This is a genomic window from Pseudomonas protegens (genome assembly GCF_003732485.1).
Classification (GTDB): Bacteria; Pseudomonadota; Gammaproteobacteria; order Pseudomonadales; family Pseudomonadaceae; genus Aquipseudomonas; species Aquipseudomonas protegens_B.
The window spans coordinates 147,104-159,016 of record NZ_MOAK01000013.1; the positions used below are offsets into that span (position 1 = coordinate 147,104).

The following is an 11,913-nucleotide window of genomic DNA, read 5'->3' on the forward strand; positions in this document are numbered from 1 at the left end:
TCGCCAAAGCGTCACGGGGGCTGACGACGGCCTTGGTTATGGTCTAGCTTTCAGCCAGCCCCGCCGCCTTCGCACAAGGATGTCCCCGCATGTCCCAAGAGCTTGCCACGCGTTACCCCCTGGTACTGGTGCCCGGCATGCTCGGTTTTGTCCGTCTGCTGCTGTATCCCTACTGGTACGGCATCATCCCGGCCTTGCGCCAGGGTGGGGCACAGGTGTTTGCGATACAGGTGTCGCCGCTCAACTCCAGCGAGGTGCGCGGCGAACAACTGCTGGCCCAGGTCCAGCGGATCATGGCCGAGACCGGTGCGCCCCGGGTCAACCTGATCGGCCACAGCCAGGGCGCGCTTACCGCTCGTTACGCGGCGGCCAAGCGCCCGGACTGGGTCGCCTCGGTGACTTCGGTAGCAGGCCCCAACCACGGTTCCGAACTGGCGGATTACCTGGCGCGGCATTCGCCGGCGCACAGCCTCAAGGGGCGTGTCCTGAGCTGGCTGTTGCGGGGCGTATCGGCCTTGATGACGCTGCTGGAAACCGGCTATCGCGGGCCGAAACTGCCGGTGGATATCCACGCTTCGCATCAGTCGCTGACCACCGAGGGCGTGACCCTGTTCAACCGCCAATACCCTCAAGGGTTGCCGTCCACCTGGGGCGGCCAGGGCGCGGAAGAGGTCGGCGGTGTGCGCTACTACTCCTGGTCCGGCATTTTGCAGCCGGGCAAGACCAATCGCGGACGCAACCTGTTCGACGGCACCCACCGCAGTTGCCGCCTGTTCGCCCGCACCTTCGTCCGCGAAGCCGGCCAGTGCGACGGCATGGTCGGGCGCTACAGCTCGCACTTGGGGCAGGTCATCGGCGACGACTACCCCCTGGACCACTTCGATATCGTCAACCAATCCCTGGGGCTGGTGGGCAAGGGCGCCGAACCGATCCGCCTGTTCGTCGAACATGCCCGGCGCCTCAAGGCCGCCAACCTGTAACCCTCACTGTTGCCCTGTAGGAGCCGGCTTGCCGGCGAACGACCCCAGCGCCGTGGTCCAGCGCTCCGAAAGAACCACCCCGCCCAGGGTCAACAACCCCCCCACCAGGTGGAACCAGGCCAGTTGCTCATGCAGCACCACCGCGGCAATCAGCGCCGTGATCAACGGCAGCAGGTTGAAAAACAGCGTGGTCCGGCTTGGTCCCAGGCGCACCACCGCCTGCATCCAGGCCAGCGGCGCCAGCATCGAAGCCAGCAGGCAGGCATAGAGCACCAGCGGAATGTTCTGCAGGGTCGGGCCGACCTTCGGCGAAGCCAGGAACAACGGCAGCAGCACCAGCACGGCCACCAGCACCTGCAGGTACAGCAGCACCAGCGGCGGCAGGCGCAGTTGCCACTTCTTCAGCAAGGTGCTGTAGATCGCATAGGCCAGGGTGGCGATCAGCATCATCGCGTCACCCAGGTTGACCCCGTGCTGCAGCAGCGCGGTGAGGCTGCCGGAAGACACCACCACCAGCACTCCGGCAAAGGACAGCACCGCCCCCACCAGGGCCCCGGCGGTCAGGCGCTGGCCCAGGGCGGCAATGGCCATGGCCAGGGACATCAGCGGCATCAGGGAAAGAATGATGCCCATGTTGGTGGCCGAGGTCAGGGTCGCGGCGAAGTAGGCCAGGCTCTGATACACCGCCATGCCCAGCACCCCGAGGACGAAGATCCGGCCCAGGTTGGGGCGGATCACCGGCCAGTGCCGCAGCACCGGCTTGAGCATGAACGGGGTGAACAGCAGGCCCGCCAGCAGCCAGCGGTAGAAGCCGATCTCTGCCGGGAAGATCGCGCCCACGGCGAGTTTGTTGATCACTGTATTGCCGGCCCAGATAAAGATGGCTAGCAGTGGATAAGCGTATTGCATGGAAACAACCAGAAAGTTGATGAGGGCTGATTATCCTCCTGTCCGGATCAATGCCTATACTGCGAACCGGACAACCTGCCCCGACATCCGGACAGCATGAGCAAAAAACACATCGACCTCCTGGATTTCCACGGCCTGCCTGCGCCGGTGTACTTCCGTTATGCCGACTTCGCCGCCCACAGCCACGCCCTGGAGCACAGGCATCCCTGGGGCTGCCTGGAGTATTCGGCCCACGGCGTGATGCACATGGAGATCGCCGGCCAGCGCTTCATGTCGCCGCCACAGTACGCAGTCTGGGTGCCGCCGCAGACCGCCCATAGCTTCTACACCTCGCAGCCGCTCAACTACCGGGCGGTGTTGCTGGCGCCGGAGTTGTGCACGGACCTGCCGGAGCAGGGCAGCACCCTGGCCATCAGCGAGATTCTCAAGGCTATCCTCAAGGACTTCGCTGCCCGGGATGTGCAGATCCCCCGGGGCGAGGCCGATCAGCGCCTGGCCCAGGTATTGCTGGATCAGTTGCGCCAGGCTCCGGTGCATACCTGTTATCTGCCCTATGCCAGCAACCCCGATCTGTTGCGGGTGCTCCAGGCATTGCAGGCCGAGCCGGGCAACAACCAGCCCCTGGCCCACTGGGCGCAGCAGGCCCATGTCAGTGAACGGACCCTGGCCCGGCAGTTTGTTCGCGAGCTGGGCATGAGCTTCGGTGAATGGCGCCAGCGCCAGCGCTTCCTCGCGGCCATCGAGGCCCTGGAAAGCGCCCGCAGCGTCCAGGAAATCGCCTTCGACATGGGCTATAGCAGCGCCTCGGCGTTTATCGCGATGTTCCAGCGCCAGGCCGGCTGCACCCCCGAGCAGTACCGCCGGGCCAGCCTGCAGAACAGGTGAAGGTGTAACAGGCTTTGTCTACACTGCGCAGGAGGCCGTGCCCGTCGGTGCGGTGACCAGGAGAAAACTCCATGAAGATGTTGCGTATCCCTTTGTTGATGGTGGGCCTGCTGCTCTGCTCCCAAGGTTTTGCCGCCACTGCCCAGCAAAACAAGATGACCACCTGTAACGCCGAGGCCACCGCCAAGACCCTCAAGGGCGACGAGCGCAAGGCCTTCATGAGCACCTGCCTCAAGGCGGCTCCGGCCGCTGCAGCGACACCTTCCACCCCCCAGGAAAGAATGAAATCGTGCAACGCCACGGCCACTACCCAGGCCCTCAAGGGCGATGCGCGCAAGGCGTTCATGAGTGATTGCCTGAAGAAAAAGTGAGCCTGAATCGATGGGGCCAAGGTATCCGGGCCGGTACAGGGCCTTGGTCCGCATCGGTTTTCAAGGCTCCACGATCACAAAGCTATTTAATTTCAATGAGATAAATCAGGTATTTACCATTCGTCGCTTTTTTTTAATGTCATAAATTTTACATTTAGACTTTATTCCCTTCGAAAACAGGTGCCGGGATGCACCGCGCGGCCGCTCTAGTACCGGCGTCTGCGACTCAAGGGAATGCAAAGCATGTCGCGTTTTGGCTGGTTCAGGCCTGTAGTAGCGTTTTGTGCTTTATCTGGCTCGTTTGCCCTCGTCGCCGCCCCGCTGCAGACGCCGGGCGACCGCGATCTGATTCGTGATCGCCAGCAGCAGTTGCTGCAAGAACAGCAAAAGCGCCTCGACGAACTGCAGCAACTGCCCGGCAAGACCTTGCCCCCCGAGCCTGCTCCGCAACCTGGCGAGCAGCGCTGTTTCACTATCAAGACCGTGGTCCTCAAAGGCGCCGAACACCTCTCGGCGGCCGATCAGGAGCGCCTGGTGGCGCCCTATCGCGACCAGTGTCTGTCGGTGGCGCAGATCAACACCCTGCTCAAGGCCATTACCCACCACTACCTGCAACAGGGCTATGTCACCACTCGCGCCTATCTGCCTGCCCAGGAGCTGGCGTCGGGGCAATTGATCATCGTCATCGTCGAAGGTCGCCTGGAAAGCCTGGACAGCTCGGCCCTGGCCAGTTCCCGGGAGCTGGCCATGGCCTTTCCCGGCACCACCGGCGAAGTGCTCAACCTGCGGGAGCTGGAACAGTTGGTGGACCAGCTCAGCCGCCTGCCTTCGCGCCAGGTCGAGTTGGAGCTTTCCCCGGGGGAGAAACTGGGTGACAGCCGTGTCGGGCTCAAGGGCCAGCGCTCGAAGCCGTGGCACGGGTCGGCGACCCGCAACAACAGTGGCGACAAGAGCACCGGCGAGCAGCAGATGGGCGTCGGCCTGGACTGGGACAGCCCCCTGGGGCTGGCGGACCAGTTGAGCCTGCGGGCCAACCAGGATGCGGTCAGCGATCGCTGGCGCCATTCCGACAACCAGAGCCTGTACTACAGCCTGCCCTGGGGTTGGTGGACCTTCAATTACTCCTACAGCCAGAGCTACTACCGCACCCGCAATGACAGCACCGGCTTCGACTTCAGCATGGACGGGGAGAGCAAGAACCAGCAACTGCGGGCCGAGCGGGTGCTGCACCGCGACAACCTGAGCAAGACCGGCATGAGCCTGGGGCTGAGCCACTTGCGCACGCGCAACTACATCGACGACAACCTGATCGATGTTTCCAGCAACCGCATCACCGAAACCCAGCTGGGCTTCAACCACGGGCGGCGCATCGGCAATGCCCTGGTCAACGCCGACATCGGCTGGCAGCAGGGCATCGGCGCCCTGGACGCCCAGGGCAGCGGCAATCCCCACGGCAGCGAGCCGGTATCGCGCTACAACAAGTACAGCCTGACCCTGAGTTACCTGCAGCCCTTTCGCCTGTGGAACGAGAACTTCAGTTTCGACAGCCTGGCCACCGGCCAGCGCAGCGAGGACGTGCTCTTCAGCCCCCAGCGCATCAGCCTTGGCGGGCTCAATTCGGTGCGCGGCTTCCAGGACCAGACCCTCTCCGGCAACAGCGGCGGCTACTGGCGCAACCAGCTGCGCTGGCGCCGTGCCGTGACCTGGCAGGCGCTGCAACCCTTTGTCCAGGAATACGGCCTGGCCTTTGCTTATGACGTTGGGGTGATCAAGGCCGATCGCTACAACCATGACGCCAAGGGCCGCATGAGCGGCAACGCCATCGAACTCAACGCCCGTGGCCAGTACCTGGCCGCGTCAGTCAGCTTCGCGCGCTCCCTGGAGCGACCGGACATTATCGAGAAACGAGAGCATCCGGTGTACTTCCGAGTAGACCTGTTCTTCTGACCCGACCCAAACGCTAGTGGATGGATGATTCGCATATGGACGTACGCAAGCCCTTTGCCCAATGCATTGCCCTGTCGTTGTCGGGGATCCTGTTTCTCAATCCGATCGTCAGTGTCGCCGCCGGCCTGACCCTGGACCCGGCCGCCGGGGGCAATGCCACCATCGGCGCGGCGGGCAACGGCGTACCCATCGTCAACATCAACGCGGCCAATGGCAGCGGCTTGTCCCACAACAAGTTCAGCGAATACAACGTCGGCAGCAACGGCCTGATCCTCAACAACGCCACCGGCTCGACCCAGAGCACCCAGCTGGGCGGCTACATCCTCGGCAACCCCAACCTCAAGGGGCAGGCGGCGCAGGTCATCCTCAACGAAGTCACCGGCAGCAATCGCAGCAAGCTGGCGGGGTACACCGAGGTGGCCGGGCAGGCCGCCCGGGTGATTGTCGCCAACCCCCATGGCATTACCTGCAACGGCTGCGGTTTCATCAACACCCCGCGCGCCACCCTGACCACTGGCAAGCCGATTATCGAGGGCCAGAAGCTCGATCGCTTCCAGGTCGAAGGCGGCGATATCAGCATTGAAGGTGCCGGCCTCAACGCCAGCAATATCGATCAGTTCGACCTGATCACCCGCAGCACCAAGCTCAACGCCAACCTGTATGCCAAGAACCTCAACGTCATCACCGGGCGCAACGACGTCAAGGCCGATGACCTGAGCGTCACGGCCCGGGAAGCCGATGCCAGTGCCAAGCCGGAACTGGCCATCGACAGTGCGGCCCTGGGGGGCATGTACGCCGGGGCCATCCGCCTGGTGGGCACGGAGAAGGGCGTGGGCGTGAACATGTCGGGGGAGATGGCGGCCAGCACCGGCGACATCCAGATCGATGCCAACGGCAAGGTCACGGTGGCCGGCATGGGCGCCAATCAGGCAATCGCGATCAAGGCCCAGAGCATCGACCTCAAGGGCAAGGCCTATGCAGGGACCGAGGCGACCCTGCAGGCCAAGGAGCAGATCGAGGTCCACACCAGTCTGGCGGCGCGGGATCAGGTGCGGGTGGTGGACGCCGGGCAACTGGTCAACCACGGCATCATCGAGGCCGGGGTCAACAGCGACAACAGCCGCAACGATCAAGGCGTAGTCAAGCTGAACGCCGACAACCTGGAAAACCGCGGCGATGTGCTGGCCAGCCGCACTCTGCAACTGACCGCACGGCAGACCCTGAACAACCAGAACGGCGTGATCCAGGGGCCCAAGGTCGAGGTCAAGGCTGCACGCCTGGTCAACCAGGGCGGGCAGGCCCGCGTGCTGGCGCACAATGAGCTGGTGCTCACCACCCCGGCCATCGCCAACCTGGGCGGCCTGATCCGCTTTGGCGACCGGCAGGACGCGACTCTGAGCCTGGACAGCCTGAACAACAACGGCGGGCGCCTGGAAGTGGCGGACGCCGACCTGACCCTCAACGCCCGTGAGATCAGTAACCAGAAGGGCTCGATGATCGCCGACAAGGTTGCGATCAGCGCCGAGCGGCTGGACAACCAGCAGGGCCTGATCGGGTCCAGCCAGGATAGTGCCACCTTCAAGATCAGCGAGCAGTTGAACAACAACGGCGGCCGGCTCCAGGCCCAGACCCTGCTGGAAACCCAGGGTGGGGAGTTGCTCAATCAGGGCGGCAAGCTGCTAGCGGACCAGATCAAGGTGACCGGCAAGCGCCTGGACAACAGCCAGAAGGGCCTGATCAGCGCCGAGCAGGGCGCGTTGCAAGTGAGCCTCGATCAGGACCTGATCAATGCCGGTGGCAAGCTGCAGGCCACTTCGCTCCTGAACCTCAAGGCCGGCAGCGTGGACAACCGCGGCGGTACCCTGATCGCCCCGCAACTGATCCTCAATAGCGGCGGCAAGCTCGGCAACCAGGGCGGCACCCTCACCGCCGATGACCTGGAGCTGCACACCGCGGACATCGACAACCAGGGCGGCCTGCTGCAAGGCAAGGACAACCTGCTGCTGGACGCCCGGGGCCTGGCCAACAACCAGGGCCAGGTGATCGGCAATGTGCTCACCGCCAACCTCGACAGCCTCAGCCAGAACCAGGCCGGGGTGTTGAGCGCCGAGACCGGCAAGCTCACGCTGACGGTCAAGCAGCATCTGAACAACGCCCTGGGCCACCTGCAGGCCAAGACGGGCGACGTGCAGATCGTCTCGGGCAGCCTGAACAACCAGGGCGGTGTCGTGGTGGGCAATCACTTGCTGCTGACCAACACCGGCCTGCTGGATAACCGTGGCGGGCAATTGGCCGGTGATCGGCTGACCGTCAGCACCCAGCGTCTGGACAACCAGGCGTCGGGCCTGCTGGCGGCCGGCAGCGATGGCCTGCAGTTGACCTTGACGGCCGACGGCGCGGCAGCGGGGCAATTGCTCAACAGCCAGGGGCGCCTGCAAAGCGACGGGCATCTGCAGATTAACGGCGGTCAATTGAACAACAGCGGCGGTGTGCTGCTGGGCCGCAGCGTCGGGCTCGATGCAGCCGGCCTCGACAACAGCGCCAAGGGCGCGGTGGTGGCCAACCAGGGGACGCTGGATCTGAAGCTCAACCACGGCGCACTGAACAACAACGCCGGGGTCATCGACGCCGGTGAACAGGCGCTGCGAGTGACCCAGGGCGGGCAATTGGACAACCTGGGCGGCACCCTCAAGGGCAAGCGTCTGGAGGTCGGGGGCGTAGCCCTGGATAACCGCCAGGGACAACTGCTGGCCGGCAACGACGGTTTGAACCTGGTGGCCGGCGGCCTGAACAACGCCGAAGGGATAATCCTGGCCAAGGACAGCCACGGCGAAGTGGCGCTGGGCCAGGGCACCCTGGATAACCGTGGAGGCACCCTGCAGGGCGCGACCCTGGGGATCACCGCAGGGGCTGTGGATAACAGTGCCTTGAACGGCAAGGCCGGACTGATCAGCAGCCAGGCCGGAGCGCTCAAGCTGGTGGTCGATCGCCTCACCAACCAGGCGGGCAAGCTCTACGCCAATGGCCTGCTCAGCAGCACCGGACAGGTCCTGGACAACCGCTTTGGCGGTGAAGTCAGCGCCCGGCAGCTGGACCTGAACGTCGCGGCCAACCTCTATAACCAGGGCGGGCTGGTGGAGTCGGGCAACTCGCTGCTGCTGGTGGGCGGCAACCTGGACAACAGCGCCGGGGGCCGGGTACGTGCGGTGGGTGGCGAGCAAAGCCGGATCACCCTGGGCGGCGTGCTGAACAACCAGGGTGGCACCCTGGCCCTGGGCTCCAGCGCTTTTGCCTTGAATGCCGGACAACTGAACAACATCGGCGGCGGTATCGAGCACGCCGGCAGCGGCCTGTTCAAACTGGACCTGGGGGCGCTGTCCGGCTTCCAGGGACGGATCACCGGCCTGGGCCGTGGCGACTGGGATGTCGCTGCGGTGGATCGCAGCGGCCTGATGCAACTCAACGGTACGCTGGATCTGAGCACCGGGGGCGACCTCAATCTGAGTGCCGGCGACCGCATCGCCAGCGCCACGGGCCTGCGAGTGGGCGCGGCGACCCTGAACAACGCCGGGGAACTGGCCAGTGACGGTTACCTGACCCTGGACCTGGGGGGCAACCTGAACAACAGCGGGCTGCTGTCGTCCGGGGGCAAACTCACGGTGGGCGCCGGCGACCTCAACCAGAACGGCGGGCGCCTGGCCAGTGGCGGCGACACCGAGCTCAACCTGCGCGGCACCCTGGACAACCTGGGACGCTTGATCGCCAGCCAGAACCTCTATGTGTCCGCGGCGCAGATCAACAACCGCGGCACCCTCGGGGCCTTGGGGCAGATGCAACTGCGCTCCGGCAACGGCATCACCACCTCGGCCGACACCCTGATCTACAGCGGCGGCGACATGCTGCTGCGGGGCAACGGCCTGGCCAACAGCTACGGTGATATCTACAGCGCCGGCAACCTCAGCTTCGCCGCCCTCGACGGCGGCCGCGCGGTCCTGCTGAGCAACCGCTCCGGGACCATCGAAAGCGAGGGCGACATGAACCTCAACGTGGCGTCGCTGCAAAACGCCATGGACCAGTATCAGGTCGGCGAAACCATCACCCAGCGCAATATCGTGATCAATTGCACCGACTGTTCCGGCGATTACCACACCGCCACTTACATCGTTAACACCACCTATGAAGGCACCATGGGCGAGCACTCCGCAGGCGCCCGGCTGGTGTCCAACCGTGACCTGACCATCAATGCCGACACGGTGGAGAACGACCAGAGCCTGATCGCCGCCAACCGCGATGTCTCCATTACGGCCAACAATCTCTACAACCGCGGCCTGACCCTGGACAAGCGGGTCGAGAGCATCAGCTATTTCCTGCATGGGGTTTCCAAGCGCGCGTTCCGCGCCGCCGAGCGAGCCACCATCGCCTGGAACGCCGCTAACGCCAATCGCGCGCCGGGCCAGCAGGACCCGCTGCCGACCGTGGTGACCCAGTACCCGATCTACGAACCCGCCAGCCACACGGTGATCACCCCGGGCACCCAGACCGCCTACGCCTCCACCTTGCAGGCCGGCCAGCGCCTGCACCTGCAGGTCAGCGGCACCATCGAGAATGGCGTGCAGAGCGAACAGAGCCGCGCCCAGCTCACCGGGCAGACGCTGCAAAACAACCTGTCCCAGGTGGGCGGCCAGGTGATCACGGTCAACGCCCAAAGCTCCGCGGCGGCCAATCAGGTGGCCAAGGATGTACAGCGCATCGAAAAGGTCGCCGCCGACGGCACGACCCAGGTCAGCTTCGTGCCGGTGGACTTCTCCGGCGTGCCGTTCGCCGCGGTGGACCCCACATCGCTGTCGAGCTTCCGCGTGCCTCAGGGCGAGTACGGCCTGTTCGTCAAGAGCCAGAATCCCCAGGGCCGCTACCTGATCGAGACCAACCCGACCTTCACCGACCTGTCGCGCTTCATGAGCTCGGACTACATGCTCGGCAACCTCAACTACAACACCGACCAGACCTGGCGCCGCCTGGGCGACGGCCTGTATGAAACCCGCTTGATCCGCGATGCGGTGCTGGCCCAGACCGGGCAGCGTTTCCTCGCGGCGGGGCTGACCAGTGATTACGACCAGTATCGCTATCTGATGGACAACGCCATCGCTTCCAAGGACCAGTTGCAGCTTAGCGTCGGTGTGTCCCTGACCCCGGCCCAGGTGGCCTCGCTGACCCACGACATCGTGTGGATGGAAACCCGCGAAGTGCAGGGCGAGAAGGTGCTGGTGCCGGTGCTGTACCTGGCTCAGGCAGAAACCCGCAACCTGCGCGGCGGCAGCCTGGTGCAGGGGCGCGACATGACCTTGATCGCCGGTGGCGACCTGACCAACGTCGGTACCTTGCGGGCCAGCAACGACCTGAGTGTGAATGCCGGTGGCAGCCTGTACCAGGGCGGCCTGATCGAAGCCAACGAACGGGTCAGCCTGATGGCCCAGGACAGCGTGCGCAACGCCCTGGCCGGTGAGATTCGCGGCAATCAGGTCAGCGTCACCTCGATCAAGGGCGACATCATCAACGACCGCACGGCGGTGGCCGTCGGCTACGGCTCGGGCAATCGCACCATCCTCGACCAGGGCAGCCAGATCACCGCGCGCCAGCAGCTGGATGTCAGCGCCGGCCGCGACCTGAGCAACCTCGGCCAGCTCGCCAGTGCCGGCGATGCCAAGCTCAGCGCCGGTCGCGATATCGACCTGCTGGCGGTGCAGGACCACACCTTCACCCAGAGCGCGATCCGTCGCGGCCTGGTGACCAACGACACGGTGCAGACCCTGGGCTCCAGCGTCACCACGGGTGGCAACCTGGAACTCAATGCCGGGCGTGACCTGGCCGTGGTGGCGAGCAAGGTCGATGCCGGTCACGATCTGTCCCTGAACGCCAAGCGCGACATCGTCATCGCCTCGGCCCAGGACGAGCAGTCCTCGACCTTCTACCAGAAGAAGAAAGGCTCCTGGGGCAAGAGCAAGACCACCCGCAGCGCCGACTCCTCGACCACCAACGTGGCCTCCGAGATCAGCGCCGGGCACGACCTGATGGTCAATGTCAGCCAGGACCAGGACGGCCGTATCAGCCTCAACGGCGGGCGCGACGTCACCGTGGTCGGCAGCCAGCTCAAGGCCGGCAACGACCTGCTGGTGGGCGCTACCCGGGACGTCAGCCTGGTCTCGGCCCAGGAGCAGCAGGACAGCGCCTACAGCCAGAAGAAGAAAGGCAGCTTCGGCCTGAGCAAGAGCGGCAACAGCCGCACCTCCAGCAGCACCACCCAGGTGGGCAGCGAGCTGAGTGCCGGCAATGACGCAGTGGTGATCGCCGGGACCAACGTCAACCTTTCGGCCAGTTCCATCGAAGCCAAGCGCGATGCCGAAGTGCGCGCCGGGTTGATCGACAAGAACGGTGACATCAACCTGATGGACGCCGCCAACACCTCCAGCAGCCAGAGCGACAAGTACAAGAGCAAGGTGGGGTTCTCCAGTTCCGGCAGCTTCACTTCGATTGCCTCGGCGAAGAAGTCCGGCCAGGAAAACACTCAGTCCCAGAGCGTTGGCAGCGTGGTCAGCGGCGGGCGTGACACCACGTTGCAGGCCTCCCGTGACGTCAACATGATCGGCAGCACGGCAGCGGCCGAGCGCAACCTGAATGTGGGGGCGGGACGCGACGTCAACGTCCTGGCCGGCAGCAACAGCTCGGACCAGAGCAACTGGAAGTCCGAGAAGCATGTGGGGCTGTCCCTGGAGAGCGATCGCAATGGCGTCACCGCGTTCCTGGGCAGCGAAGCCCTCAAGCAG

The 11,913-nt window shown here is 64.7% G+C and carries 6 protein-coding genes; 5 read left to right on the top strand and 1 reads right to left on the bottom strand.

The genetic code is table 11. The annotated features are described in order from the left end of the window. Window positions 1-89 precede the first annotated feature (89 nt). Entirely contained in the window at window positions 90-980 is an 891-nt protein-coding gene (locus BLX41_RS01210; RefSeq protein WP_123723431.1) for an esterase/lipase family protein, read from the top strand. Between the two features lie 3 nt (window positions 981-983). Here BLX41_RS01210 and BLX41_RS01215 read toward each other — a convergent pair whose 3' ends face one another. Next, window positions 984-1,889: a DMT family transporter gene (locus BLX41_RS01215; protein ID WP_123723432.1), complete on the bottom strand. Its 906-nt coding sequence runs from the start codon at window positions 1,887-1,889 to the stop codon at window positions 984-986. A 96-nt stretch (window positions 1,890-1,985) separates the two neighbouring features. Here BLX41_RS01215 and BLX41_RS01220 point away from each other — a divergent pair, with 96 nt between their 5' ends. The 4 genes from BLX41_RS01220 to BLX41_RS01235 form a co-directional block, all read left to right on the top strand. Continuing rightward, window positions 1,986-2,774, top strand: a complete 789-nt coding sequence (locus tag BLX41_RS01220; protein WP_123723433.1) for an AraC family transcriptional regulator — start codon at window positions 1,986-1,988, stop codon at window positions 2,772-2,774. 71 nt (window positions 2,775-2,845) lie between these two features. Beyond that, on the top strand, window positions 2,846-3,145 hold the full coding sequence (locus tag BLX41_RS01225; protein ID WP_025130517.1) for a PsiF family protein: 300 nt from the start codon (window positions 2,846-2,848) through the stop codon (window positions 3,143-3,145). A gap of 243 nt (window positions 3,146-3,388) precedes the next feature. Next, entirely contained in the window at window positions 3,389-5,092 is a 1,704-nt protein-coding gene (locus BLX41_RS01230) for a ShlB/FhaC/HecB family hemolysin secretion/activation protein (RefSeq protein WP_123723434.1), read from the top strand. Window positions 5,093-5,127: 35 nt separating this feature from the next. Further along, window positions 5,128-11,913 (top strand): two-partner secretion domain-containing protein (locus tag BLX41_RS01235; protein ID WP_259744294.1); only part of this gene is annotated, 6,786 nt, incomplete at its 3' end.